Source organism: Nocardia sp. NPDC005998, from assembly GCF_040614395.1.
GTDB lineage: Bacteria > Actinomycetota > Actinomycetes > Mycobacteriales > Mycobacteriaceae > Nocardia.
On record NZ_JBEXUI010000001.1, the window covers coordinates 453,872 to 478,644 of the forward strand.

At 66.7% G+C, this 24,773-nt stretch carries 27 protein-coding genes and 1 pseudogene; 11 read left to right on the forward strand and 17 right to left on the reverse strand.

Annotated features, from left to right (window positions below; genetic code table 11):
• Positions 1 to 48: 48 nt before the first annotated feature.
• Positions 49 to 996 carry a 2,3,4,5-tetrahydropyridine-2,6-dicarboxylate N-succinyltransferase gene (dapD, locus tag ABZ293_RS02120; protein ID WP_355176854.1) on the reverse strand — a complete coding sequence of 316 codons (948 nt, stop codon included), beginning with the start codon at positions 994 to 996 and terminating at the stop codon, positions 49 to 51.
• 85 nt (positions 997 to 1,081) lie between these two features.
• Here dapD and dapE point away from each other — a divergent pair, with 85 nt between their 5' ends.
• From dapE to ABZ293_RS02155, 7 genes are all read left to right on the forward strand, one after another.
• On the forward strand, positions 1,082 to 2,182 hold the full coding sequence (gene dapE / locus ABZ293_RS02125) for a succinyl-diaminopimelate desuccinylase (protein WP_355177130.1): 1,101 nt from the start codon (positions 1,082 to 1,084) through the stop codon (positions 2,180 to 2,182).
• A gap of 146 nt (positions 2,183 to 2,328) precedes the next feature.
• The gene (locus tag ABZ293_RS02130; RefSeq protein ID WP_355176855.1) at positions 2,329 to 3,135 is read left to right on the forward strand and encodes a TIGR00730 family Rossman fold protein; all 807 of its coding nucleotides are present in this window, start codon (positions 2,329 to 2,331) and stop codon (positions 3,133 to 3,135) included.
• Complete coding sequence (locus ABZ293_RS02135) at positions 3,129 to 3,731, forward strand: TIGR00730 family Rossman fold protein (RefSeq protein ID WP_355176856.1); 603 nt, start codon at positions 3,129 to 3,131, stop codon at positions 3,729 to 3,731. The genes ABZ293_RS02130 and ABZ293_RS02135 overlap by 7 nt, the downstream gene beginning before the upstream one ends.
• Positions 3,718 to 5,505 carry a long-chain-acyl-CoA synthetase gene (locus ABZ293_RS02140; RefSeq protein ID WP_355176857.1) on the forward strand — a complete coding sequence of 596 codons (1,788 nt, stop codon included), beginning with the start codon at positions 3,718 to 3,720 and terminating at the stop codon, positions 5,503 to 5,505. Before ABZ293_RS02135 ends, ABZ293_RS02140 begins: the two co-directional genes overlap by 14 nt.
• A gap of 127 nt (positions 5,506 to 5,632) precedes the next feature.
• Complete coding sequence (gene folP / locus ABZ293_RS02145; RefSeq protein ID WP_355176858.1) at positions 5,633 to 6,517, forward strand: dihydropteroate synthase; 885 nt, start codon at positions 5,633 to 5,635, stop codon at positions 6,515 to 6,517.
• A complete protein-coding gene (locus ABZ293_RS02150; protein WP_355176859.1) occupies positions 6,514 to 7,455 on the forward strand; it encodes a glucosyl-3-phosphoglycerate synthase in 942 nt (313 codons plus the stop codon). Before folP ends, ABZ293_RS02150 begins: the two co-directional genes overlap by 4 nt.
• A gap of 57 nt (positions 7,456 to 7,512) precedes the next feature.
• On the forward strand, positions 7,513 to 7,659 hold the full coding sequence (locus tag ABZ293_RS02155; protein WP_355176860.1) for a molybdopterin cofactor-binding domain-containing protein: 147 nt from the start codon (positions 7,513 to 7,515) through the stop codon (positions 7,657 to 7,659).
• On the opposite strand, the gene ABZ293_RS02160 is transcribed toward ABZ293_RS02155, so the two are convergent.
• The 8 genes from ABZ293_RS02160 to sigE all read right to left on the reverse strand — a co-directional run bounded on the left by ABZ293_RS02160 (position 7,628) and on the right by sigE (position 13,948).
• Positions 7,628 to 8,695, reverse strand: a complete 1,068-nt coding sequence (locus ABZ293_RS02160; RefSeq protein WP_355177131.1) for an XdhC/CoxI family protein — start codon at positions 8,693 to 8,695, stop codon at positions 7,628 to 7,630. The two genes, ABZ293_RS02155 and ABZ293_RS02160, sit on opposite strands and share 32 nt — an antisense overlap.
• Before the next feature lie 89 nt (positions 8,696 to 8,784).
• Positions 8,785 to 9,018 carry a hypothetical protein gene (locus tag ABZ293_RS02165; protein WP_355176861.1) on the reverse strand — a complete coding sequence of 78 codons (234 nt, stop codon included), beginning with the start codon at positions 9,016 to 9,018 and terminating at the stop codon, positions 8,785 to 8,787.
• Positions 9,019 to 9,061: 43 nt separating this feature from the next.
• Positions 9,062 to 9,520: a hypothetical protein gene (locus tag ABZ293_RS02170; protein ID WP_355176862.1), complete on the reverse strand. Its 459-nt coding sequence runs from the start codon at positions 9,518 to 9,520 to the stop codon at positions 9,062 to 9,064.
• A gap of 339 nt (positions 9,521 to 9,859) precedes the next feature.
• Entirely contained in the window at positions 9,860 to 10,714 is an 855-nt protein-coding gene (locus ABZ293_RS02175; RefSeq protein ID WP_355176863.1) for a hypothetical protein, read from the reverse strand.
• Between the two features lie 61 nt (positions 10,715 to 10,775).
• Positions 10,776 to 11,192 carry a Sec-independent protein translocase protein TatB gene (gene tatB / locus ABZ293_RS02180; RefSeq protein ID WP_355176864.1) on the reverse strand — a complete coding sequence of 139 codons (417 nt, stop codon included), beginning with the start codon at positions 11,190 to 11,192 and terminating at the stop codon, positions 10,776 to 10,778.
• 55 nt (positions 11,193 to 11,247) lie between these two features.
• On the reverse strand, positions 11,248 to 12,849 hold the full coding sequence (locus ABZ293_RS02185) for a trypsin-like peptidase domain-containing protein (protein WP_355176865.1): 1,602 nt from the start codon (positions 12,847 to 12,849) through the stop codon (positions 11,248 to 11,250).
• Positions 12,850 to 12,859: 10 nt separating this feature from the next.
• Positions 12,860 to 13,246 (reverse strand): hypothetical protein, encoded by a 387-nt coding sequence (locus ABZ293_RS02190; RefSeq protein ID WP_354961980.1) that lies wholly within the window; start codon positions 13,244 to 13,246, stop codon positions 12,860 to 12,862.
• An 87-nt stretch (positions 13,247 to 13,333) separates the two neighbouring features.
• Positions 13,334 to 13,948 carry an RNA polymerase sigma factor SigE gene (gene sigE / locus ABZ293_RS02195; RefSeq protein WP_355177132.1) on the reverse strand — a complete coding sequence of 205 codons (615 nt, stop codon included), beginning with the start codon at positions 13,946 to 13,948 and terminating at the stop codon, positions 13,334 to 13,336.
• 418 nt (positions 13,949 to 14,366) lie between these two features.
• On the opposite strand from sigE, the gene ABZ293_RS02200 reads away from it, so the two are divergent.
• From ABZ293_RS02200 to ABZ293_RS02210, 3 genes are all read left to right on the forward strand, one after another.
• Positions 14,367 to 15,005, forward strand: a complete 639-nt coding sequence (locus ABZ293_RS02200; protein WP_355177133.1) for an O-methyltransferase — start codon at positions 14,367 to 14,369, stop codon at positions 15,003 to 15,005.
• A 121-nt stretch (positions 15,006 to 15,126) separates the two neighbouring features.
• Entirely contained in the window at positions 15,127 to 15,384 is a 258-nt protein-coding gene (locus ABZ293_RS02205; protein ID WP_355176866.1) for a hypothetical protein, read from the forward strand.
• An 85-nt stretch (positions 15,385 to 15,469) separates the two neighbouring features.
• Positions 15,470 to 15,673 (forward strand): hypothetical protein, encoded by a 204-nt coding sequence (locus ABZ293_RS02210; RefSeq protein WP_355176867.1) that lies wholly within the window; start codon positions 15,470 to 15,472, stop codon positions 15,671 to 15,673.
• Positions 15,674 to 15,679: 6 nt separating this feature from the next.
• Here the strand turns inward: ABZ293_RS02210 and glgC are convergent, their stop codons facing one another.
• Complete coding sequence (gene glgC, locus ABZ293_RS02215; RefSeq protein ID WP_355176868.1) at positions 15,680 to 16,894, reverse strand: glucose-1-phosphate adenylyltransferase; 1,215 nt, start codon at positions 16,892 to 16,894, stop codon at positions 15,680 to 15,682.
• Between the two features lie 125 nt (positions 16,895 to 17,019).
• On the opposite strand from glgC, the gene glgA reads away from it, so the two are divergent.
• Positions 17,020 to 18,189: a glycogen synthase gene (glgA, locus tag ABZ293_RS02220; protein ID WP_354950881.1), complete on the forward strand. Its 1,170-nt coding sequence runs from the start codon at positions 17,020 to 17,022 to the stop codon at positions 18,187 to 18,189.
• Between the two features lie 19 nt (positions 18,190 to 18,208).
• On the opposite strand, the gene ABZ293_RS02225 is transcribed toward glgA, so the two are convergent.
• The 7 genes and pseudogenes from ABZ293_RS02225 to ABZ293_RS02255 form a co-directional block, all read right to left on the reverse strand.
• Positions 18,209 to 19,063 (reverse strand): putative RNA methyltransferase, encoded by an 855-nt coding sequence (locus tag ABZ293_RS02225; protein ID WP_355176869.1) that lies wholly within the window; start codon positions 19,061 to 19,063, stop codon positions 18,209 to 18,211.
• A complete protein-coding gene (locus ABZ293_RS02230) occupies positions 19,050 to 19,217 on the reverse strand; it encodes a DUF3117 domain-containing protein (RefSeq protein ID WP_011211259.1) in 168 nt (55 codons plus the stop codon). The genes ABZ293_RS02225 and ABZ293_RS02230 overlap by 14 nt, the downstream gene beginning before the upstream one ends.
• Positions 19,218 to 19,429: 212 nt before the next feature.
• Complete coding sequence (locus ABZ293_RS02235; protein ID WP_355176870.1) at positions 19,430 to 20,011, reverse strand: DNA-3-methyladenine glycosylase I; 582 nt, start codon at positions 20,009 to 20,011, stop codon at positions 19,430 to 19,432.
• A gap of 599 nt (positions 20,012 to 20,610) precedes the next feature.
• Positions 20,611 to 20,889, reverse strand: a pseudogene (locus ABZ293_RS02240) (DivIVA domain-containing protein); the annotation flags it as partial.
• A gap of 179 nt (positions 20,890 to 21,068) precedes the next feature.
• Positions 21,069 to 22,205, reverse strand: a complete 1,137-nt coding sequence (locus ABZ293_RS02245) for an Mrp/NBP35 family ATP-binding protein (RefSeq protein ID WP_355176871.1) — start codon at positions 22,203 to 22,205, stop codon at positions 21,069 to 21,071.
• A 20-nt stretch (positions 22,206 to 22,225) separates the two neighbouring features.
• Positions 22,226 to 23,089 carry a lytic murein transglycosylase gene (locus ABZ293_RS02250; protein ID WP_355176872.1) on the reverse strand — a complete coding sequence of 288 codons (864 nt, stop codon included), beginning with the start codon at positions 23,087 to 23,089 and terminating at the stop codon, positions 22,226 to 22,228.
• 140 nt (positions 23,090 to 23,229) lie between these two features.
• Positions 23,230 to 24,717 (reverse strand): lytic murein transglycosylase, encoded by a 1,488-nt coding sequence (locus ABZ293_RS02255; RefSeq protein WP_355176873.1) that lies wholly within the window; start codon positions 24,715 to 24,717, stop codon positions 23,230 to 23,232.
• Between the last annotated feature and the right edge of the window lie 56 nt (positions 24,718 to 24,773).

Here is a 24,773-nt window from a genome sequence, read left to right on the forward strand (position 1 = left end):
GCGCCTGAGTCTGGCGCCTAAAGATTCGGAGAGGCGGACGAGCCGAGCCTAGTCGTTGGCGTGCAGGTCGGCGTTGAGTTCGATGCCGGTGCCCTTGCGAGGGACGACCTCGACGGCGCCGGTGGTGGAGTTGCGGCGGAAGAGCAGGTTGTTCTGGCCGCTGAGGGTGGCGGCCTTGACCACCGTGCCGTCAGGGGTGGTGACCTTGGTGCCCGCGGTCAGGTACAGACCCGCTTCCAGCACGCAGTCGTCGCCGAGCGGGATGCCGAGGCCGGAGTTGGCACCGAGCAGGGAACGCTCGCCGATCGAAATAATGGTGGTGCCGCCGCCGGACAATGTGCCCATGGTGGAGGCGCCGCCGCCGATATCGGAGCCGTCGCCGACCACGACGCCCGCGGAGATACGACCCTCGACCATCGAGGCACCGAGAGTGCCCGCGTTGAAGTTCACGAAGCCCTCGTGCATGACGGTGGTGCCCGAGGCGAGATGCGCGCCGAGGCGAACCCGGTCGGCGTCGCCGATGCGCACGCCCGACGGCACGACATAGTCGACCATCCGCGGGAACTTATCGATGCTGTACACCGTGACCGGCCCCCGCGCGCGCAGCTTGGCGCGGGTCGCCTCGAAGCCCTCCACCGCGGCCGGACCGTGGTTGGTCCACACCACATTGCTGAGCAGCCCGAACTGTCCGTCCAAGCTCACCTCGTGCGGCTTGACCAGTCGATGCGAGAGCAGATGCAGCCGCAGGTACACATCGTGCGCGTCGACCGGCGCCGCGGACAGATCGGCGATCGTGGTCTGCACCGCGATCACATCCACCCCGCGCGCCTCGTCGAATCCGAGCAGTGCGGCGTACTCGGCGGGCGCCTCATCCAGCCGCTTCGTCCCCGTATCACCGAACGCGCCCAACTCCGGATTCGGATACCAGGTATCCAATACGGTCCCGTCCGCGGTCACATTGGCGATACCGACTGCTGCTGCTCCCTGAATGCTCACGTCAACAGAGGTTACCCACCCAACCAAGACGATGGTGAGCCACGTCGACCCGGGCACAGCCGGAACCCGACCTCGCGCCCGTAGGCTGACAGCCGTGACCATCGACTTGCGCGCCGACCCCATTGCCCTCACCGCTGCCCTGGTCGATATCCCGAGCGTCTCGCAGGACGAAGCGGCGATCGCCGACATCGTCGAGCGGGCGCTGCGTGAGCAGACGACGGGGTTCGAGGTGCTGCGGCACGGCAATGTCGTATTGGCCCGCACCGATCTGGGGCGGCCGACCCGGGTCATCCTCGCCGGTCACCTGGATACCGTGCCGATTGCCGACAATGTCCCGAGCCGGTTCGTCGACGAGGCGGGCGAGCGCCAGCTCTATGGCTGCGGCACCGTCGATATGAAATCCGGTGACGCGGTATTCCTGCATCTGGCCGCGACCGTGGCCGAACCCGCACACGATCTGACGCTGATGTTCTACGACTGCGAGGAGATCGCCGCCAAGTACAACGGCCTCAATCACATCGAGCGCGAGCTGCCGGACTGGCTGGTCGGTGATCTGGCAATCCTTGGTGAGCCCTCCGGCGGCGTCATCGAGGCGGGTTGCCAAGGCACCCTCCGCATCCGCCTCACGACCAAGGGGGTGCGGGCCCATTCGGCGCGATCCTGGAAGGGCGACAATGCGATTCACCGGCTGGCCCCGGTGCTGCAGCGGCTCGCCGACTACAAGGCCCGCGAGGTCGATATCGACGGCTGTGTCTATCGCGAGGGTCTGTCCGCGGTCCACATCGGAGGTGGGGTGGCGGGCAATGTGATTCCGGACGAGGCCGAGGTGGTCGTGAACTTCCGGTTCGCCCCGGACCGCACGGTCGAGCAGGCGGCCGAACATGTCCGCGCGGTATTCGACGGACTCGAGCTCGACTTCGAGCTCACCGACTCCGCCGCAGGGGCGCTGCCGGGCCTTTCCGCGCCCGCCGCCAAGGACCTCATCGCCGTGGTCGGCGCCGACAGTGTGCGTGCCAAGTACGGCTGGACCGATGTCGCGCGCTTCGCCGCCCGCGGCATCCCGGCGGTGAACTTCGGGCCGGGTGACCCCAATCTCGCCCACAAGCGCGACGAACATGTCCCGGTCGCCCAGATCACCGCGGTCGCGGCGACCCTGCGCACCTACCTGACCGAACCGTCCCACTGATCTAGTAAGTACATGGGTAACTCATCGGGGACGGGCTAACTGTGCCCCACAGCCCTACCGCCGCCCGCCAACATTACGGTTGTCGCGACTGAGTCTGGCGCCTAAACGTTCGGAGCGGCGGGGGAGCGCCCGGTAGCCTGTGCGCCATGTCCACCGAAGCCGCCGACAACGAGATCGCAAGCACGCCGAAGTCGACCCCCAGATTCCGCGGACCGATCATGTTCCGCCGCGATCGCAAGCCGGGCGGCACCGCCGACCAGAACCTCCTGGACAAGCACGGCCCCAGTGATTGGGTGCATACCGATCCGTGGCGGGTGCTGCGCATTCAGGCCGAATTCGTCGAGGGCTTCGGAGCGCTCGCCGAAGTGCCGCGCGCGGTCACGGTGTTCGGTTCGGCCCGCACTCCGGCGGGTCATCCGGAGTATCAGGCCGCCATGGCCATCGGCGCCGCGCTGGCACAGGCCGGATTCGCAGTGATCACCGGCGGCGGTCCCGGCGTTATGGAGGCCACGAACCGCGGCGCTTCGGAGGCGGGCGGCTATTCGATCGGACTCGGTATCGAGCTGCCCTTCGAGCAGAGCCTCAACGAGTGGGTCGATCTCGGCATCAACTTCCGCTACTTCTTCGCCCGTAAAACCATGTTCGTGAAGTACTCGCAGGCATTCATCTGTCTGCCGGGCGGCTTCGGCACCCTGGACGAGCTGTTCGAGGCATTGACCCTGGTGCAGACCCGCAAGATCACCCGCTTCCCGATCATCCTGTTCGGCAGCAAGTACTGGGCCGGACTCGTCGACTGGCTGCGTGATTCGCTCGGCGGCTCCGGCAAGATCTCACCGGGTGATCTCAATTTGCTGCATGTAACCGACAGTGTCGAGGAGGTCGTGCAGATCATCCTGTCGGCCGCCGAGTCGAATAATGGCGCCGAAGCCATTGGCACAGAGGACCAGTGGTGAGCGAGCGCGGGTACGCGGTGTGCGTCTACTGCTCGGCCAGTACCGGCGAACCCGAACTGCTCGGCCTCGCCGCCCGGGTCGGCACCGAAATCGCCAGGCGCGGTTGGCAATTGGTCTCTGGCGGTGGTCACGTCTCGATGATGGGCGCGGTCGCGACGGGTGCCCGCGCCGGCGGTGCGCACACCATCGGGGTGATTCCGAAACATCTGGTGCACAAGGAAGTGGCCGATGTAGATGCCGACGAACTGATCGTCACCGACACCATGCGACAGCGCAAACAGGTCATGGAGGATCGCGCGGACGCCTTCCTCACCCTGCCCGGCGGCATCGGCACACTCGAGGAGTTCTTCGAAACCTGGACCGGCGGCTATCTGGGGCAGCACGATAAGCCGGTCGTCGTGCTCGATCCGAACGGTTTCTTTCGGGGCCTGTTCGACTGGCTGGACGAGCTCTACGCTCGCAAGTTCGTATCCGAGTCGGCCAGGGCCCGGATCACCGTGGTCGAGGATCTGCCCGCGGCCTTCGCGGCACTGCGACCCGATGTGCCACCAGAACCGGCGCAGGAGCACGCCACAATGCTCGATGAGGAGATGTGACGCAGTGAGCACCGACGCCTACGCCACGGTCAGCCTGTTCGATATCGCAAAACAGTTGCCGCGCATGGCATTCGACGCGCCGTCCATGCTGCGCGGCGCACTCGGCATGCTGGTGCGGCCGGATAGCGAATCCTCGGTCGGTCTGTACTTCCAACGCAATGCGCATCGGTATCCGGACCGGACGTTCCTGAAGTTCGAGGGGCGAACCTTCCGCTATGACGCAGCCAACGCGCAGGTCAACCGTTATGCGCAGGTGCTCGCCGACCGGGGGGTGCGCCGCGGTGACGTGGTCGGCGTGCTGATGACCAACCGCCCCGAAACCCTGTTCGTGGTGCTGGCCACCGTGAAACTCGGTGCCACGGTCGGCCTGCTGAACCATCACCAGCGCGATCAGGTGCTCGCCCACAGCTTCGGACTGCTCGACAGCGTGCTGAACGTCGTCGGTGAGGAATGCCGCGAGGCATTGGACTCGCTCGCCGAACCCCTTGCCAAGGTGCTCTTTTCGCAGGATCTGCACAAAGCGGCCGAGGATGCCGATCCAACCGACCCGCCGGTCTGTGCGCGGATCACCGCGAAGGAACGCGCCTTCCTGATCTTCACCTCCGGCACCACCGGACTGCCCAAGGCCAGTGTGATGACGCATCTGCGCTGGACCAAGAGTATGGCCGGACTCGGCGGACTCGGAATTCGCCTGCGCGGCAACGACACGCTGTACTGCTGCCTGCCGCTCTACCACAACAACGCGCTCACTGTCGCGCTGGGAGCGGTCCTCGGCGCGGGCGGCACCTACGCACTCGGCAGGCAGTTCTCCGCCTCCCGGTTCTGGGACGAGGTCATTCGCGAGCAGGCGACCGCATTCATCTATATCGGCGAACTGTGCCGCTACCTGCTCAATCAGCCGGTCAAGCCGACCGACCGGCAGCATCGGGTCCGACTCGCCGTCGGCAATGGTCTGCGCCCGGAGCTGTGGGACGAGTTCAAGACCCGTTTCAACATCGGCCGCATCGTCGAGTTCTACGGCGCGAGCGAGGTGAATATCGCCTTCGTCAACGCCTTCGGGGTGGATCGCACCGCGGGCTTCGGGCCGTTGCCCTACGCCATCGTCGAATACGACGACGCGACCGGAAAGGCCAAACGCGATAGCGACGGACGGCTGCACCGGGTACCGGGCGGCGGCGTCGGCCTGCTACTGGCCAAGGTGACCGACCGTTCGCCCGCCGACGGCTATACCGATCGGGCCGCCTCCGAGGCGAAGCTGGTGCGCGATGGCTTCGAGGACGGCGATATCTGGTTCGACACCGGGGATCTGGTCCGTGATCAGGGCTGGCATCACATTGCCTTCGTCGATCGGCTCGGCGATACCTTCCGCTGGAAGGGCGAGAATGTGGCCACCACCGAGGTCGAGGGCGCACTGACCGAATCCGATGCGATCTCGCACGCGGTCGTCTTCGGCGTGGATATTCCGGGCACCGACGGTAAGGCGGGCATGGCGGCGGTGACCCTGCATCCGGGCGCCGAATTCGACGGCCACGCGCTCGCCGAACTGGCCTATTCGCGGTTGCCCGGCTATGCGGTGCCGCTGTTCATCCGGGTCGTCGCCGAACTCGAACAGACCTCGACCTTCAAGAGCCGCAAGGTCGAACTCCGCAAACAGGGCTATGCCAGCGATCCGGACAGCAGGCTGTATGTCCTCGCTGGCCGCGCCGAAGGCTACGTTCCCGCTTATGACGAATACGCCGCGGACGTCGCCGCGGCGCGTGTGCCCAAAAGCTAGACAGTAGGTGGTCGCACCTGGCCAGCTACCCGAGCGTGGGCGTGGTCAGTTGTTGCCTGTCCCAAGAATCGATCGTCCACAACCCGTTCCCGGGGGCCGGGTTACCTGACTAGGTACAGTCGGAGCCATGTTCAGCCCCACCGCAGCGCCGCTTCCCACTCTGTGCGGCAAGCCGGTGGCGACGGATCGGGCGCTGGTGATGGCCATCGTCAACCGCACTCCCGATTCCTTCTACGACCGGGGCGCCACCTTCACCGACGCGGCCGCCATGGACGCGGTCGCGCGGGCGGTCGACGAGGGCGCCGACCTGGTCGATATCGGCGGAGTGAAGGCCGGCCCCGGCACCCTGGTCGATGCCGCCGAAGAGACCCGCCGGGTGGTCCCCTTCGTCACGGCGATCCGGGAGAAATATCCCGAGCTACTGATCAGCATCGACACCTGGCGTGCCGAGGTGGCCGACGCCGCGGTGACCGCGGGCGCGGATCTGATCAACGACACCTGGGCGGGCGCCGATCCGGATCTGGTCCGGGTGGCCGCCGATCGCGGCGTCGGCATCGTATGCAGCCACACCGGCGGGGCGGTTCCGCGCACCCGACCGCATCGGGTGCGCTACCCCGATGTGATGGCAGAAGTAGCGCAAACCGTGGTGCGCGCCGCAGAAGATGCGGTCGCGGCCGGGGTTCGGCGGGATTCGATTCTGATCGATCCGACCCATGATTTCGGCAAAAATACTTATCACGGGCTCGAGTTGTTGCGGGGAATGGACGTTCTTGTAAATACCGGATGGCCAGTCTTGATGGCGCTGAGCAACAAGGATTTTATCGGGGAGACTTTAGGTGTCGGTCTATCCGAACGGTTGGAGGGCACATTGGCGGCAACAGCATGGTCGGCCGCCGCCGGCGCCCGAGTCTTCCGAGTCCACGAGGTTGCCCAGACTCGGCGCGTCGTGGACATGATCGCCGCGATACAGGGCATCCGGCCCCCCGCACGAACCCTGCGAGGTCTGGTATGAATTTCCATCACCCACAGAGCCCCGTCTGGGCGACGACCAATACCTGGGACGCCCCCGATTGGACGGTCGACGAACTCGTCGCCGCCAAGCGTGGACGCACCATTTCGGTGGTGCTGCCCGCATTGAACGAAGAGAACACCGTCGCCGATGTGGTCGCCAGCATTCGGCCCCTGCTCGGCACCCTGGTCGATGAGCTGATCGTGCTCGATTCGGGTTCGACGGACGCCACCGCCGAACGCGCGCTGGCCGCGGGCGCCGAGGTGATCACTCGCGAACAGGCCGTTCCCGAACTCGACCCGATGCCGGGCAAGGGCGAGGTGCTGTGGCGGTCGCTGGCGGTGACCAGCGGCGATCTCATCGCCTTCGTCGACTCCGATCTCATCGATCCGGATCCGGCCTTCGTGCCGAAACTGCTCGGCCCGCTGCTGCTGGTCGACGATATGCATCTGGCCAAGGCCTACTACCGCAGGCCGCTGCGGCAGGCGGGTGCGGTGGATGCGCACGGTGGCGGTCGCGTTACCGAACTCGTCGCCCGTCCGCTGCTGGCCGCATTGCGTCCGGAACTCTCGCAGGTGCTGCAGCCGCTCGGCGGCGAGTACGCGGGCACCCGCGAACTGCTGACCTCGGTGCCGTTCGCCCCCGGCTATGGCGTGGAGATCGGTCTACTCCTCGACACCTACGACCGCCTCGGCCTGTCCGCGATCGGTCAGGTGAATCTGGGCGTACGCACCCACCGCAACCGCCCGCTCGCCGATCTCGGGGTGATGAGCCGTCAGATCCTCGGCACCGTGCTCGGTCGCAGCGGGGTGCAGGATTCCGGTGCGGCGCTGACCCAGTTCCCGCTGATCGGCGATGCCTTCACCGCGCACAGCACGGAGGTATCGCTGGTCGACCGGCCGCCGATGAATACGCTGCGCCCGGCCTGGGCCGCAGCCTGATCCCACGCAGTACGGTTTGCTACGAACCCCGGACGCGCGAAGCGTCCGGGGTTCGTCGTGTTCGCCGAGGTCGCCGTCGACCCCGAACTCGGCCTGATCCGAGTCCGCCGCACGGTCGGCGCCTTCGCTCCCGGTCGTGTTCTCAATGCCGAATTGGCCCGCAGCCAGGTCCTCAGTGGTGGATCGGTCCGTCCGTCAGCGTGAGCGGCCGGGCCGAGCCACCACCGCGTTCGGCGAGGATCTGGGCGGCGATGGAGATGGCGGTCTCATCGGGGGTGTGGGCGTTGAGGTCCAGGCCGAGTGGGCTTTTCACGCGAGCCAATTGATCGTCGGTGATACCGGCCGTGTGGAGGCGTTCGACGCGTTCGTCATGTGTGCGCCGGGAGCCGAGCGCGCCGATGAAACCGATTTCCTCGATTCCCAACGCCGCCACCAGCATCGGCACATCGAATTTGGCATCGTGGGTGAGCACGCAGACCACCGTGCGCTCATCGATGCGTCCGGCGACGTACTCGGCGTTCAGATACCGGTCCGGCCAATCGACGACCACCTCATGTGCCGAAGGGAATCGGGCTGGGGTGGTGAAGGTTTCGCGGGCATCGACGACGGTGATCCGGTAGCCGAGCTGACGGCCGGTGCGGGCGAGGGCGCGGACGAAGTCATTGGCGCCCGCCAGGATCATGCGGGCCGGAGCGGCAAAGGTCTGGACGAACACGCGAGGGCGTGGCGCTTGGACCGTCTCGCATTCATCCGAGCCGACCACGCCGCTGCGTCCGGCGGCGAGCAGTGCTCGCGCGTCGCGGTCGACGTCACGCCACGGCTCGGAATCGCCGAGCCGCAAGAGTTTCCAGTCTGGGGCCGCGTCCAATGTGCTGGTCAGCGCAACCGGCTCGTTCGCCGCGATGGCCGCACGCAATGCCGAGAGCACCGATAGCCGTGCGTCATCCACGCGTTCGACGAAGACCTCGATCTCACCCCCGCAGGTCAAGCCGACGGCGAATCCGTCGGCCTCGGCATATCCGAATCGATCCGATATCGCATGCCCATTGGCAAGCACGTCCTGCGCCGACTCGACGACCGCGGCCTCGACGCAACCGCCCGATAGTGACCCGAGCACCTCGCCGTCCGCGGTGACCACCATGGCCGCGCCCAACTCGCGTGGCCCGGGCCCGGTTGCATCCACGATGCGGGCCAGCGCCACCGGCCCTCGATCGGCCAATTGCACCATCTGTTCGAGCATTGTGCGCACGGCCGCGATCCTTTCCCTTGCGGATCCGCACCGAACCGAATGCTGAGCGATGTGAACGACAGCAGTGCCGTCCAGCCTAGCTACCGACCAGTTCCTATGCGCTGCGGCCGGGGGAAATGCGGTGTGGCGCGCTCGGTGTCGGATTCGGCCACCGGACTGTCCCGAAGCAAGCATTCGGCTTCCTCGGCCAAACGCGCCTGCAGATCGGCGACGGTCAGATGAGTGCGCTCGGTGTGCTGCCGGAGCCTCCTGGTGACCACCGCGGCGATCACGATGACAACCAGCACCACACTCGCGATCACGATTGCCTTCATCGTCGTACCCTCCCGATCTTGCGAGTGCTGTTGCGCGTGACCGTCATTCGACGACCTCGCGCAGTCGGAAGCCCGCCGGGATATCGCCGGTGTGGAAGTACGTCGCGAATACCTCCGCGGCATATTCGGCGTCGAAGACCTCGTCGGGGTATACGCGCAGCAGATCGGGCCCATTCGGCACGTCGACGCCATGATGACCGAGGCGATCGCCGGGCAGGCCGAGCAAGTACCGGCGTGGCCTCCCGTCGACGATGGTGCGCAGTTCGATGGCGAGCACGTCGGCCGAGCCGACGCACTGCACGGAGTTCGTACCCGGCGCGGCGCTGATCGCCGCGGTGATCTCCGCGGCGGGCATCGGGGTCGGCAGGCGAGTGAGATTCACCGAATACGAGTCGTAGCCGTCCAGTCTGCGCAGCGGGCGCAGGAAATCGACCACGGCGTCGTCGGGGCCGATGAAGACCTTGAGTCGATTGCTGTAGGTCACGCGGTGGGTCGCGGTCACCGGTCGCGCCGTCGGGGCGCCCGCGTTGCGAGCCGAGCCCGATCCGCGCTCGGGCCGGGCAGCCATCGACGCGGAACCCGCTCGCGCCGGACGTGGAACATTCATTCGGACCTACCTGCCACCGTTGGTTATCGACTAGCTAACTCAGCATCGCGGGTGTTGAGCCGAGATGGAAGGTATTGGTGACGTGTGACACATCACGGTTTCATTGCGAACTGGTGTGGGCCACCTGCGTTCTTCGGACGCGATCGAATATTCGGCGGCCCAGCGCGACTCACTGCCGCGCATCGGCCGCCGTCTGCTATTCGATTGCCAGAAGGTGTCCGGGAGTCCAACGGCTCAGCGTCGGAGGCCCGGAATCGATCTGGGTTCGGCGTCGTGCCGGTACACCGGGGTGAGTAGATCGGCATCGACCGGCTCCCCGGTGGCGCGGTCGTAGCGCACCGCGACGAGCACCGAAAACAGGTGTGTGGCAGCGCGTTCGTGCAGCGTGGCCAATCTGGTTGCGAGCAAACGGATCGCGCCGAGGGAGCCGGGCGGATGCAGCCCGTCGATGATCAGGGCGGTACCGCGGCCGTCGGGGCGTGGTAGGCGGGCGATATAGGCAATGTCATGCGGTTCCGGGCCGCCCGGTCGGTATACCCTTCTGGCCGCGCGATCCTCGATGCCGCGCCGGGCATCCCCGGCCCTGGCCACCGCGCGCCGCAATCGCGGATCCGCCGCGATGAGCTGACGCACACTGGGGGACAGTTCGGGCCCACCGAGCACGATCAACCCGTCGCGATTCAGATCGACGGGTCGGCCCGGCAGGAAGTGCTCGACGGCCGCGGTGAAGCCGAGCTCGCGCAGCAACTCCACCAGTCGCTGCGCCGCACTCGGGTCCGGAGCGCCCAGCACTCGGCCACTGCGAACCTCGGGAGCGATTACCGTGAGCGACCCGTGCCCGAAGAACAGACCTTCCGGTGCCGGACCCTGGGTACTCACCTGATGGATCCGCGCGCGGGAAAGTCCCGCCGCCGCACCGATTCTGGCGAAGGTCCAGCCCTCGGCATGTAGTTCCCTGATCACCGCTCTGCGGATACGGGTCAGTTCGTTGATGGTCTGTTGGGCCGCCGCCACCCCATCGGTGGCCGCCTTGAGTCGCTCGACTTTATCTTCGATCGCGAAAACGCGCGCCACGTCATCGGCCGACATGTGCGAAGTCTAGACATCTCGACACCGTGATGCGTCTAGTCTTCTTGACTTAACAGCCAAATTAGGTCGCGTCGGTGTCGATCGGCGGACGTTCGTTGCGCTCCAACGGCTTTTCGAGCTTGGGCATCGGGTAGTCCGGCATGCCGCTGTTGGAGCCGAGCAGGTCCTGCTTATCCGGGATCGCCTTCTCGAAATCCCGGAAAACCGAATCGTCGCCATTCAGAAGGTGTTTGGTGACCATCTGACGAGGCGACATCTGGCGCAGCTCGTTCAGGTCCGCCAGCGGCTTACGCAGGTCGTCGAACTCCGGGCCGAGTTCCTGCTGCAACTGCTGGGTCGCACCGCTGGCGTAGTCGCGAACCTTGCGCAGGCTCTGCGTGGTCCAGCGAATCGCCCCGGGCAGTCGCTCCGGGCCGAGGATCACGAGGGCGGCGACGAGGAGGATGACCATCTCGCCCCAGCTGATGTTGCTGAACACGAGTCCAGGCTACCTGGGCATAGTTCCCCGAGCCGCGTCGGATTCCCGCGCGCGCTCAGTCCGATTCCAGCGTGACCGGCACGTCCACTTGCCTGCCATCGCGGATCAACTGCACGTTCACCGTCTCACCGATCTTGCGCTGCTGCACCGCGACCACCAGCTCATCGGGTCCGGTCACCTCACGGTCACCGATCTTGACGATGACGTCGTTCTCCACGATCCCGGCCTTGGCCGCCGGACCGCCGGCTTCCACGTCGGCGACGGCGGCGCCGCTCATCACCTCGTTGGCCACCTGCTTATTGCGGGCGCTGAGGCCGATCTTGGGGTGGTGCACCTGTCCGTCGTGGATCAGCGTCTGCGCGATGGAGGTGACCATATCGACCGGAATCGCGAAGCCGAGGCCGACCGAACCGCCGGTCTCACTGCGGATCGCGGTATTGATGCCGATGACCCGGCCCTCCATGTCGACCAGCGCGCCACCGGAGTTGCCCGGGTTGATCGAGGCATCGGTCTGCACCGCGTCGATGACGGCCTTGGTATCGCTGCCCTCACCGGAGAGCGCGACCGGGCGGTGCAGCGCGCTGACGATGCCGGAGGTGACGGTCTTGCTCAGGCCGAGCGGTGAACCGATGGCCAGCACGTCGTCACCCACCTGGACGTCCTTGGACCTGCCCAGATTGGCGACAGTGAGATTCTTCACATCGACCTTCAGTACCGCGAGATCGGTCTTCGGATCGCGTCCGACGATATGCGCGGGCACCCGGCTGCCGTCGGAGAAGGTCACCTGAATCGCTGCCCGGTTCGACTTGTCCTGTGCCGCCATCGAAATCACGTGATTGTTGGTCGCGATATAACCCGCGCCGTCGATGACCACACCGGAACCGGTCGCACCGTTATCGCCGACCGTGACCCGGATCGACACCACCGCGGGCAGTACCGCGTTGGCGACCTTGGCGATCAGGCCGTGCGGGCGTTCGATTTCGCTGGATTGGTCCAAGGTGACCTTGCGCGAGGTCAACGGGGAGGTCGCCTCCGCGGTCAACCTGCCGACCAAGCCGCCGAGCGCGCCGATGGCCAGTGCGACAACAGCCAGCAGGACCAGCGCCTTGGGCGCCACCCGGGAGCCGAACAGCACCTCCCTGGCCGAAAGCTGCCGCGCCTGCGGCAGCGGTGCGGGCCGCGGCGTCGGCACGGCGGGCGCGCCGAGGCGGGCGGCGGCATCGGGATCGCGCCACGGATCGCCCGGACCGGCGACCGGCGCGGACTGATCGGCGGCCTCCGGATCACGCTGCAGCAGTTCGGTGGAGCCCGCCGGACGTCCGAAGGCCTCGGCCAGTACGGCATCGGGTGGGCTGCTGTGCAGTTCCGGGCCGACCTGCGGGGGCTGCGAACCGGATCCGGCCGTCAGCTGCTCGGAGAACGAACCGGTCTGGCCGGAGGGGCGGCGGAACGCGCGCGCCGTGTGACTGTCCACATGCGGCCGGTAGACCGGACGCGGTTCGAGTACCGGGGCGTCGGACGGCCGCAGGGGGCTGGCAGTCGGCGAAGCCGACGGGGTGGATGAACCCGGCGTCCCCCTGTTGGCCGCCGAATCGGTGGAGTCGCCTGCGGTGGGCCGCGATTCCGACGGCCCGGAATTCGTCGATTCGGTGGTCACTCGGAAAACTCTACTTGCGCCACCACGTCGTCCACCGGGTCGCGGTGAACGAATCGGTCAGAAAACCGAAAACCGCCTCGTTGCGGGGGTTGCCGTTGGTCGGGCGCGAGGTCGCGCTCGAAGCGCCGCCGGGGAGTTCGGCGAGTGGAATGCGGGTGAGGCTGTCGTGCAGATCGGTGGGAATCGAGACCTGACCGGCCCGGCGCAGCGCGATCCGCGCCTGCTGCTGTGCCTCGACCTCCGCCGCGCACTCCGGGCACACGGAAAGGTGCTGGGCGGCACGCAGATAGGCATTCATCCGTAGTTCGCCGTCCACATAGGCCGCGATCGCCTCGCTGGCCAGATGTTCGGTAGGACGAAAACGGGGACGACCTGACGTGCTGGCGTCGCCACTCATTCGGTGCTCACCCTTCCAACCGACATCATCCGTAGCGCACGACCGGATGGATATCCGGCCGCCGGGTGGGGCCCGGCTCCCGCCGGATCACCCGATGTTCGCGTCAGCGGTGAACCGCTGCTCACTTCCATTATGCGCAAGGTAGTCGCGCAATGCCTGACGGCCGCGGTGGATCCGGCTGCGCACGGTGCCGAGTTTGACACCGAGGGTCGCGCCGATCTCCTCATAGGACAGACCCTCGATATCACAGAGCACCACTGCGGCACGGAATTCCGGGGCCAGCGAATCCAGTGCGGATTGCAGGTCCGGATCCAGCCGGGCGTCGTGGTAGGCCTGTTCCGGGCTCGGCCCGTCGGCGGGCACCCGGTCGTAATCCTCGGGCAGTGCCTCCATCCGGATCCGGTTGCGACGGCGCACCATATCCAGGAACAGGTTCGTGGTGATGCGGTGCAGCCAGCCCTCGAAGGTGCCCGGCTGATAATTCGACAGCGAGCGGAACACCCGGATGAAGGTTTCCTGGGTCAGATCATCGGCGTCCTGCGCGTCACCGGAAAGGCGGTAGGCCAGCCGGTAGACCCGGTCGGCATGTTCGCGAACCAATTCGTCCCAGGACGGCATCGTCGAACGGTCGCCCGTCGCATCGAAGGCCGCGGTGCCGGTCAGCTCGACATCGGTGGCATCGTCGTTCATATCGGCCTCCATCGGCAAGGCATGCGCTGGCAGGGTGGCGAACTCGAGCGCCGCCCCGGCATGAGCTGGCAGGGAGCCAGCTTGCGAAACCTCGGAGGCAACCGGGAGCGCCGAAAATGACCCTCTATCCATGTGGACGGTGGTACCTCCTACTCGGGACCGTGGTTGCGGACCTGATAGCGATCCGGATCTCGGATCGCCACGTACGGATACAACCGACGAACGGTATGTCGTTGTTCCCGCGTCCCCGCACCGGGCGGTCGGCTGGTCTTGCTTGCCCATACTCTTTCTTGCCTCGATATGCCGGGGGTATGGAGATCCTGAGGGACACCTGAGAATCTGTGCCCGCCCGCCGCCTATGAATTAATCGCGCAAGCCCGGGATAACGCTTCACTGATGAGCCAAACTTGCGACTTCGTGCCCTAGCCTCATAGGCGTGGCATCGAATCTGGAGCGAAATCTCTCCTACGTGGAGGAATCCGTCGTGGAAGACGAGGTCCTCATCGGCGCGCGTGAGCGGGCCACCGAACTCGGTGCGGTACCCGTACCACCCTCGGTCGGCGCACTGCTGAGCATGTATGCCCAGCTCCTCGGCGCACGAGCGGTGGTCGAGGTGGGGACGGGCGCGGGGATCAGCGGGCTGTGGCTACTGGATGGCATGCGCGAGGACGGGACCCTGACGACCATCGATTCCGAGCCGGAGCATCAGCGCGCGGCCAAGGAGGCGTTCCGCACCGCGGAGATCCCGCCCGCGCGCACCCGGCTGATCAACGGCCGTGCCCTCGATGTGCTGCCCAGGCTCGCCGACGGCGCCTATGACCTGGTCTTTATCGATGCGGCCCCGCTCGAGCATCCGCAATACGTCGCCCAGGCGGTGCGCCTGCTGCGCGCCGGCGGTGCAATCCTGCTGCACAACGCCCTGCTCGGCGGCCGGGTTCCGGATCCGGCGCAGCGCGATGCGGCGACCCAGGCGGTGCGCGCGGCCACTCGCGCGATCGCCGAGGACCCCGAACTCACCAGCGTGCTGATCCCGGTCGGCGACGGTCTGCTCTGCGCATCGCGCGGCTAGTAACCGACCGGCTACCGATAAACGCTGCGCGCGTGGGGATTTCGTTCGCCGCATGCTGATTCCGCCGCCGTACGACGGGTATCCGTATTGATGCCAGGTTCGACGACGGCAAGGTACGCCCATGGTGTGGGAGCGTGGCTCCGAGATCCTCGAAATCGGCCATATCGGCCACACGATCAATGAGGGACGATTACGCGGTGGCTGTCTGCTGCCCGCACTCGGCTTTCTGATTTTCATCATGGTGCTCGCCGTAGTGGTGCTGGTGTGGATCAGCAATGCCGATTTCGGCACCGAACGGACAAAAGTCCCGCTAACTCCGGGGCCCTGCGAACCGTTCTGCACGGCCACCGTCGCACCACCGCAACCCGGCCCCCGATAGCCGTCGAGAATTGCCGCACAAAACTTCCGCCGACTGGGTATCAAGTAGGGGGATGTCCCGGTGTGGACACCGGGGAGAGGTTCGGATGTTCGGCAACGACGACGATTATGGACAGCCGCGCCCGATCAACTGGGGTCGGGCCGCGATCGTTCTCGTTCTCGTGCTCGGACTCGCGGTGATTCTGATGCTGTTGGTCGTCACCGCTGATTTCGGTGATAAGTCGCCGTCGACGACCGTGCCGAAAACTCCCGGGCCGTGCGCGCCTTTCTGCCCGACGAATGCCCGGTAGCCGGTACTAGACCCACACGCCCTTGCCGACAGTGACCACACCGCCATTGCTGACCGCGAAGCGATCCCGATCCCGGTCCAGATCGACGCCGATGATCTCGCCCTCGCCGACGACGACATTCTTGTCCAGAATCGCGCGGCGCACCACCGCACCGCGCCCGATCCGCACCCCCGGCATGAGCACGCTGCCCTCGACGGTCGCGCCGTCATCGACCATGACATTGGAGCTGAGCACCGAATTGCGCACGGTCGCGGCCGAGAGAATGCAGCCGGCGCCGACCACGCATTCCTGTGCGAGCCCGCCCTGCGCGAATTTGGCCGGCGGCAGATTCTCCGCTGCGCCGCGGATGGGCCAGTGCTTGTTGTAGAGGTTGAAGACCGGATGCACCGAGACGAGATCCATATGGGCCTCGTAGAAGGCGTCGATGGTGCCGACGTCGCGCCAGTAACCGCGGTCGCGTTCGGTCGCGCCGGGCACCTCGTTGTCGGCGAAGTCGTATACCGAGGCCTCACCCGCCGCCACCAGCGCGGGGATGATGTCGCCGCCCATATCGTGATCGGAATCGGAGTTGTCGGAGTCGGCACGAATCGAATCCACCAGCACCTTGGTGGTGAAGACGTAGTTGCCCATCGAAGCGAAGGTGACGTTCGGATCGTCCGGTGTGCCCGGCGGATGCGCGGGCTTCTCCAGGAATTGGGTGATCCGTCCGGACTCGTCGGAGTCGATGCAGCCGAATGCGCTCGCCTGGCTGCGCGGCACCCGGATACCGGCGACGGTGACACCAGCACCGGAGTTGATGTGGTGCTGGACCATCTGCTCCGGATCCATCCGGTACACGTGATCGGCGCCGAAGACCACGATGTAGTCCGGATCCTCGTCGTAGATCAGGTTCAGCGATTGCATGATCGCGTCGGCGCTGCCGGTGTACCAGCGCGGACCGAGGCGTTGCTGCGCGGGCACCGGCGTGATGTACTCCCCGGCGAAACCCGACAGCCGCCAGGTCTGCGAGATGTGCCGGTCCAGCGAATGCGACTTGTACTGGGTGAGCACACACAGGCGCAGATAGCCCGCGTTGACCAGATTGCTGAGTACGAAGTCGATCAGACGGTAGGCGCCGCCGAAGGGGACGGCTGGCTTGGCTCGATCCGCGGTTAGTGGGAACAGGCGCTTGCCCTCGCCACCGGCGAGCACGATCCCGAGTACGTGCGGCTGGCTCCTCACATCTGCCAAACTACCGCGCCACCCGGGTACAGGTGGCCCATGCCAAAGTGAACGTCTAGTTTGAAGCAGTGAGTTTCGGCACGGGCGGCGAGGGTGCGGGGACGGTAGCCGGTGATCCCGACCGGCTGAGTGTGGCGATGTTGACACGGGAATTTCCCCCCGAGGTGTACGGCGGGGCGGGCGTGCACGTCACCCAGTTGGCTGCGCAGTTGCGGCAGTTGTGCGAGGTGACGGTGCATTGCATGGGGGTGCCGCGTACGGATGCCGTAGTGCACCAGCCGGATCCGAATCTCTACGCCGCCAATGCCGCGCTGCAGATGATGTCGGCCCAGCTACGCATGGCCGATGCCGCGGGCCAGGTGGATGTGGTGCACTCGCATACCTGGTACACCGGGCTGGCCGGACATCTCGCCGCGACGCTCTATGGGATCCCGCATGTCCTCACGGCGCATTCGCTGGAGCCGCGGCGGCCGTGGAAGGCCGAACAGCTCGGCGGCGGCTACCGCCTGTCGTCGTGGTCGGAGCGCAATGCCGTGGAATACGCGGACGCGATCATCGCGGTGAGCGAGGGCATGCGCCACGATGTGCTCGACGCCTATCCGACGATCGATCCGGACCGGGTCCACGTGGTGCACAACGGTATCGATGCGACCGTCTGGCATCCGGGACCGCCGCTCGTGGGTTCCCGGTGGATTCTGAGCGAATTGGGTGTACGCGCCGATCAGCCGATCGTGGCCTTCGTCGGTCGCATCACCCGGCAGAAGGGGGTCGGGCATCTGCTCGCCGCGGCCCGCGACTTCGATCCGGAGATCCAGCTGGTGCTGTGCGCGGGCGCGCCGGATACCCGCGAGCTGGAGGCCGAGATTTCCGCGGCGGTCGCCGAACTCAGCAGCGTGCGCGGCAATGTGTTCTGGGTGCGCGAGATGCTGCCGACCGAGCAGATCCGCCAGATCCTGGCCGCCGCAACGGTCTTCATCTGCCCCTCGGTCTACGAGCCGCTCGGCATCGTGAATCTCGAGGCGATGGCGTGCGCGACCGCGGTGGTCGCCTCGGATGTCGGCGGCATTCCCGAGGTGGTGGCGGACGGGCAGACGGGTCGCCTGGTGCACTACGACGGGAATGCAGTGCGGCAGTACGAACAGGATCTGGCCGCGGCCGTCAATGCGGTCGCCGGTGATCCGGTGCGCGCCGCCGAATTCGGCGCGGCTGGACGCCACCGCGCCATCGCCGAATTCGACTGGCTCCGGATCGCCTCCCAAACCGTCGCGATCTACGACCAGGTCCGCAAGCTCTGACCCGGCCGATCGCTGGCGCTCATGGGTGGGGCCGGTAGGTCGAGATCTGGACCGAGGCGGTGACCTCGACGGTGTCCGGGAGGGCATCGACGTGCGGGGTCCCGTGATGGGCGGATGGACCCATCGCCACTACATCGCGGATATCGGTGCGGGACAGCTTCATCGAGTACTCGACGAGCGTGCGGTCGACGGGGGCGAAGTGGCCGGACATGGCCTCGGTGAGGCGCCGTTCCTTATCCGGGTCGACCGTCACCATGCCGAGTGGGCCGATCAGTTCGGCCAGATGGCGTGGCGTCGGGGAGGCGACGACGAATCGGCCGTCGGTGGTGAGGGTCCTGGCGACCTCGCTCGGATTGCGCGGCGCGAATACCGAGAGCACGCGGCGCAGCGCACCGTCGCGAACGGGTAGACCGCGCCAGGCGTCGGCGAGTACCGAGGCGACGCGCGGATGGGCGCGGGCGCAGCGTCTGGCCGCCGGTTTGGCCACGTCCAACGCGATCCCGCGGGCGGGGATGGCATCGAGCGCGGCGGCCAGGTAATAGCCGGTCCCGGCACCGACCTCCAGTACCGCATCGTCGTCGAGCACCGGGCCGGATGAGTCGTCGGCCGCGACGGCCGCGGCCACCGCATCGGCGATCGGCGCGAAATGTCCCCCGAGCTGGAATGTGGCGCGCGCATCCAGCATCGCCGCGGTATCGCCGGTCATCTTCGTCGACGCGCCGGTCAACAGACTGACGTAACCCTGCTTGGCGATGTCGAAACTGTGCCCGGATCCGCAGCGCAGCGTCCGATCCCGCGACTCCATACCGGCGCCGCATTCCGGACAGGCCAGCAGACCGGCCACTTCAGCCAGTGGGGAATTAGCTGGTGACACTCTTCAGTTCGTCACCGAGCGCTGCCGCTTCATCCGGCGTGAGTTCAACGACCAGACGCCCGCCACCCTCGAGTGGAACCCGCATCACGATTCCACGCCCTTCCTTGGTTGCCTCGAGGGGACCGTCCCCGGTGCGGGGCTTCATGGCCGCCATCCTCTGCTCCCTCCAGATCTGCGCGATATCCTGCGCACTTTCTTGGAACTCCAGTTGTCACCAACCAGCGAGCTCACCGGCATTTGGCGAGCTACACCCGTCCCATTCTTCCCTATCGCCGGAGTGGACGGATACCTGAGTTCGAAATGTGACCGCTCGGCCTGTGTCGGGCCGCTCAGCGCCGACCATTTCGAGCGACCTGCGAGCAGTCGCTACCGGACCCAACAATCGGCTAGGTGGTCGTCGACCATTCCGGTCGCCTGCATCAGTGCATAGGCGGTGGTCGGACCGACGAAACGGAACCCGCGTCGCTTCAATTCTTTTGCCAGAGCTACGGATTCGGGAGTTGTCGCGGGTACCTCGGCGATTGTGCGCGGGCGTGGCCGAGGCGCCGGGGCGAAGGACCAGATCAGTTCGTCGAGTCCGATATCGAGGTCTGCGGCGACGCGCGCATTGGCGATCGCCGCATCGATTTTGGCCCGGTTGCGGACGATGCCGGGATCGGCGAGCAGCCGCGCCACATCACCGTCACCAAAGGCGGCCACCCGGTCGATCGCGAACCCGGCAAACGCAGCACGGAAGGCCGGTCGCTTGCGCAGAATAGTGATCCACGCCAGACCCGATTGGAACGCCTCGAGACACATGCGCTCGAACATGGCGTCATCGCCATGCAGCGGCCTACCCCATTCGTGGTCGTGATAGTCGCGGTAGAGCTGAGACCCCTCCGACCACGGGCAGCGGAGCTTGCCATCGGATTCGGCCGCCAGCGCGGCCCCAGCGATCTCGGCGGTCATTTCTGCTCCAGCCCGAACTGCGCCTGCGGGTGGACAGCGGATTGAATCGGCTGGGCAAAGGAAGCTTCCGGCTGAGCGATGGGTACCTGCGGCCGCGCAATCGGAACGCGCGGCTCGGTGGCCGGTGTCGGTTGCGGGGTGACCGGTGTGTACGCGTAGGCGATCGGCTCGTGTGGCTGGCCGGTCGGTGCCTGCGGTTGGGGGGCCGATGCGTGCGGCGGGGCAGGTGTGCCGTTGGGCGATGCGATCGGCGGCTGCCGATGGGCGATCGGGCCGTGCGGTTGGCCGGTCGGTGTCAGCGGACGAGTGGTCGGAGTGCCCGGCTGGGGGACCGGTGTGCGCCACTGGGCGGTCGGGCCCTGCGGTTGCCCGGTCGGTGTCTGCGGTTCGGCGGATGGCGGCTGTGGCTGTGGCTGTGGCTGTGGCTGCGCGATGGTGCCGTTGGTCGGAGCGGGCGGTGTTTGCGGCTGGGCGTCGGGCTGGGTAGCAGGTGTATGCGGCTGTGCGGTCGGGCCGTTGGGGGTTGCCGGTGTCTGTGTGCTCGGCTGCGGGTTCGGAACTTGGACGTTCGGCTTCTGGAGGTTCGGGCTCTGGGCGGCGCGCGCCTCGGCCAGTTGGAGCTGTAGCTCGTCGATTCTGGTCGCGAGTCGGGTCAGCGCCCAGTCCACTTCGCCCGCCTTATAACCGCGCACCACCTGCTGGAAGCGCAGTGCGCGCACATCGGCGCCGCTGATGCCCTCGGCGGGCAGAACGGTGGCGGTCGTGCCCTCGGGCAGCGGTCCGAGTTCCTCGGCGCGCCCGAATACCGCACTGGCGAGCAAGAACAGGACCGCGGCGACCAAGCCGACGATCAGCACGTACAACAGCAGCGTGAGCATGTCACGAGCTTATTGGCCGACACCGACACCTGGCATCCACCCGCCCTGCGGAAATCGGACTTCGAATTGCCGGCGGCCAGCTGACCGGGCGGCCAAGTCCGCTTTCGCCTCGTAGACCCGAGTTGGCGCGACGCGGCCCGAAGTCGGTGGGCGATCGGGTGCGCCGTCGCGTCGCGCCGCTACAGGTGGCGCGTCGTATCGATGCCGAGTGACATGCCCGCGAGTCCACGACGGCGGATCGCGAGTTTGTCGGCGACCTCGAGCAATGCCTTGGCGGCCGGATTCTCCGGATCCCGCAGCACGATCGGCGTGCCCTCGTCACCGGCCTCGCGCAATGCCTGTTCGATCGGAATCTGGCCCAGCAGTGGCACATTGGCGCCCACCGCACGGGTGAGGCGTTCGGCGACGGACTGGCCGCCACCGGAGCCGTAGAGGTCCATCCGGGTGCCATCGGGCAGATCGAGCCAGGACATGTTCTCGATGACGCCCGCGATCCGCTGCCGCGTCTGCAGCGCGATCGCACCAGCGCGCTCGGCGACCTCGGCGGCCGCGGGCTGCGGCGTGGTGACGACCAGGATCTCCGCATTCGGGATCAGCTGCGCGATGGAGATCGCGACATCGCCGGTGCCGGGCGGCAGATCGAGCAGCAGCACGTCCAGGTCGCCCCAGAACACATCGGCGAGGAACTGCTGCAGCGCCCGGTGCAGCATCGGACCGCGCCACACCACCGGCGTATTGCCCTGGGTGAACTGCGCGATGGAGATCAACTTCACATTGTGCGACTGCGGCGGCATGATCATCCGCTCGACCTGGGTCGGCCGCGCGTCGGTGCCGAGCATCCGCGGAATCGAGTGGCCGTAGATATCCGCGTCCAGTACACCGACCGACAGACCGCGTGCGGCCATGGCGACGGCGAGATTGACTGTGACACTGGACTTTCCGACGCCACCCTTACCCGAGGCCACCGCGTACACGCGGGTCAGCGAACCGGGCTGGGCGAAGGGGATCACCGGATCGGCGGAGTCGCCGCGCAGCTGCTTGCGCAGGTTGGTGCGCTGCTCGTCGTTCATGATGTCGAGCTCGACCGTGACGGCACCGACGCCAGCGACATCGGCCACCGCCTTGGTGACCCGCTGGGTGATCTCGGTGCGCAGCGGGCAGCCCGCCGTTGTCAGGTAGACCTCGATATGGACATTGCTATCGGCACCGATCGCGATGCTCTTCACCATGCCCAGTTCGGTGATCGGTTTACGGATCTCCGGGTCGTCGACCTTCGCGAGGGCTCCCCGCACATCCGCTTCCGTAACCACTGGCATGGCAGAAATTTTACGTCGTGTCAGATTCGCGGCAGGTCACCGGGCTTGGGTGCGATACCGGAGGCATACGATCCGGCCCATGCCATCACATTGGCGACGTAGGCCATGGAGTTGTTGTAGCGCAGAATCGCCCGCGTCTGCTGGCTGAGATCGCGCATGTTCAACCCGCCGTCGCACAGGTACTTGCCCGCGGTCAGCGCCGCGTCGAACAGGTTCTGGGGATCGGCGATGCCGTCGCCATTGCCGTCGGCGCCGTAGCGCTTCCAGGTCTCCGGCAGGAATTGCATGGGGCCGATGGCGCGGTCGTATCCGCTGAGTCCGTCCAGCGCGCCGTCGTCGGTATCGCCGACGACGTGATTGCCCGCGAGGCTGCCGTCGAGAACCGGTCCATAGACAGGTGTGAGCGGATTGCCGTCGGCGTCGGCCTTGCCGTAGGCGTGGGTCGATTCGACCCGGCCGATTCCGGCGAGCAGATACCACGGCATTCCGCAGACGGGATTCTCGGCGGCGAGTGTGCGTTCGGCATTCTGGTAGGCCGCGACGGCGACGCCGGGAATGCCGAGCGGGCCGGCCGGCAGCGCGGCCGGTTGCCTACCATCCGGCAGCGCAACGGTTTTCACGATCGGCGGCGCACTCCGCGCCTGCTTTGCCATTGCGTGAGCGACGAATTCGGTCGTCGCCGCTGGTTCCGCGGCGGCCGCGAGTCCGAGCGCCTGGTCGTCATGATCGTCGCCCGGAACATGTTCCAGGACAGACGATGCGGTCGGATCGAGCGTGCCCGCGGACGCGGCGACAGCCACGAACCCAGCGGGAACCAATCCGGTCAATGCGATAACGGAGCTGCGCTTGATTGTCGCAGGCGACTGTTTCCGATGACGCCCCACTGTGCGGTGACCCTCCATTGACTCTGCAGCGAGTCCTTCGTGATGGAACGAAGAAGAGATTACCGCATTCGAGACCTTTTTGTTACTGCTTCGTTATCGGGTTCCGGTGTGGCGTAACGGTTCGGCTATCTGTCCTGGTATCAGCGCTGCGGGACCGGCGCGGGCAGCGGGATGACGATGCCGAACGGCAGCGTGATGCCCGGTGCGGGCGGCGTTGCGGGTTCTGTCTGTGTCGGTTCCGCTGCGTCGGGCAGACCGGGCTCCGCCGTCTTCTCCGGCGTGGTCTCCGTCGATTCACCCGGCGACTGCGGGGGAGTCTGCGCATTGGGCGCGGGCTGTGCCGCACCAGGCCCCGGCTGGGCGGCGCCGGGTTGGGCCGCACCGGGTTGGGCCGGAGTGCAGTTGGCGGCTTGCGGCTGTGGCTGTGCCTCGGGCTGATCAGGGTGCGCGGGATCCTTCGGCTCGCCCTTCGGCTCGCCATTGCCAGCACCGAAGGTCTGCGCCGGTGCGATGGGTGACTGGGCCGGATCGCCGGGCGGGGGCAGCTGCGCCGGCGCCGCCTGCTGCGGTTCGCACGGCGGCTTGGGCGCGGGTAGCGGGCAGAAGATGCCGCACGGGATCGGTGGCAGACCGGGGATGGTGATCATCACCTGGGTCGGCGTCGGGATGGTCACCGTATTCACCGGCGGCGGCTCGGTGGTCGTGGTGGTGGTCGGCGATGTGCTGGATACGGCCAGCATGTCCGTGCCCGCCGTGATCGGCCCGCTGCCCGGCGGAATGAGATCGGGGGAGATGCGCACCTGGCTCGGGGTGCCGCCGGTGCGGTAGGCCATCGACCAGCTCAGCACATTGGCGGCGTAGGCGAGCGAGTTGTTGTAGCGCAGCACCGCGCGCAGTTCCTGTTGCGGATCGCGCAGGTCCAACCCGCCCGAGCAGAGGTATTTGCCCGCGGCGAGGGCGGCGTCGAAGACATTGTGCGGATCGGCGACGCCGTCACCATTGCCGTCGGCGGCGTACAGACTCCAGGTGCCCGGCAGGAACTGCATCGGACCGATGGCGCGCACCCCGGTGCCGTCGGCGGCCCTGATCACCTGGTTACCCGGTAGGGTGCCGTCGAGGGCTGGGCCGAAGATCGGGGTCACCGTGGTGCCCGCGGCGTCGGTGCGACCGCCGCCCGCATGTCCGGATTCGATCCGGCCGATACCGGCGAGCAGGCTCCAGGACAGACCGCAGCCGGGCATCGAGGATTCCAGTGCGAGTTCGGCATTGCGATATGCCGCGAGCACGATTTCCGGGATGCCGAGTGCGCCGCCCGTGGCCGGGAGCGAGATGTCGTGCAATGGCACCGAACCAGCGAACAGTGGTGTGCCACCGGCAAGCGGTGTCATTGCTCGAAGTTTGCGGGGAGCCTCCGGCGTGACCGAAAGGAGACCGACTGTCCGAGACAATGGTGCCTCGCCGGTATTGTCGGATGCCCCGTTGGCGACGGCTCGACCGGTCGACACGGCGAGCAGAGCTTCAGGGGCTTTGTCGGGAGTGCTGGACTGCGTGACGTTGGTTGCCGAGCCGGTGGCGACCAAACCAGCGACGACCAGGGCCGAGAGGGTTATCGGAGCGGATATTCGCATTCGGCCACACCATTCCTCGACGTCGTGGAGCTGCTGTCCGGGACATCCCCTGCCCG

Coding starts and splice junctions, on each gene's coding strand:
- ABZ293_RS02175 (WP_355176863.1), bottom strand. CDS start 10,714: ATGTCGGCCGATGACGTGGCGCGCGTTTTCGCGATCGAAGATAAAGTC.
- ABZ293_RS02130 (WP_355176855.1), top strand. CDS start 2,329: ATGTCCACCGAAGCCGCCGACAACGAGATCGCAAGCACGCCGAAGTCG.
- ABZ293_RS02235 (WP_355176870.1), bottom strand. CDS start 20,011: ATGACCGCCGAGATCGCTGGGGCCGCGCTGGCGGCCGAATCCGATGGC.
- ABZ293_RS02160 (WP_355177131.1), bottom strand. CDS start 8,695: ATGCTCGAACAGATGGTGCAATTGGCCGATCGAGGGCCGGTGGCGCTG.
- ABZ293_RS02165 (WP_355176861.1), bottom strand. CDS start 9,018: ATGAAGGCAATCGTGATCGCGAGTGTGGTGCTGGTTGTCATCGTGATC.
- ABZ293_RS02230 (WP_011211259.1), bottom strand. CDS start 19,217: ATGGCGGCCATGAAGCCCCGCACCGGGGACGGTCCCCTCGAGGCAACC.
- ABZ293_RS02190 (WP_354961980.1), bottom strand. CDS start 13,246: ATGAGTGGCGACGCCAGCACGTCAGGTCGTCCCCGTTTTCGTCCTACC.
- ABZ293_RS02205 (WP_355176866.1), top strand. CDS start 15,127: ATGGTGTGGGAGCGTGGCTCCGAGATCCTCGAAATCGGCCATATCGGC.
- ABZ293_RS02210 (WP_355176867.1), top strand. CDS start 15,470: ATGTTCGGCAACGACGACGATTATGGACAGCCGCGCCCGATCAACTGG.
- ABZ293_RS02140 (WP_355176857.1), top strand. CDS start 3,718: ATGAGGAGATGTGACGCAGTGAGCACCGACGCCTACGCCACGGTCAGC.
- ABZ293_RS02150 (WP_355176859.1), top strand. CDS start 6,514: ATGAATTTCCATCACCCACAGAGCCCCGTCTGGGCGACGACCAATACC.
- ABZ293_RS02245 (WP_355176871.1), bottom strand. CDS start 22,205: ATGCCAGTGGTTACGGAAGCGGATGTGCGGGGAGCCCTCGCGAAGGTC.
- folP (WP_355176858.1), top strand. CDS start 5,633: ATGTTCAGCCCCACCGCAGCGCCGCTTCCCACTCTGTGCGGCAAGCCG.
- sigE (WP_355177132.1), bottom strand. CDS start 13,948: ATGGAGGCCGATATGAACGACGATGCCACCGATGTCGAGCTGACCGGC.
- ABZ293_RS02255 (WP_355176873.1), bottom strand. CDS start 24,717: ATGCGAATATCCGCTCCGATAACCCTCTCGGCCCTGGTCGTCGCTGGT.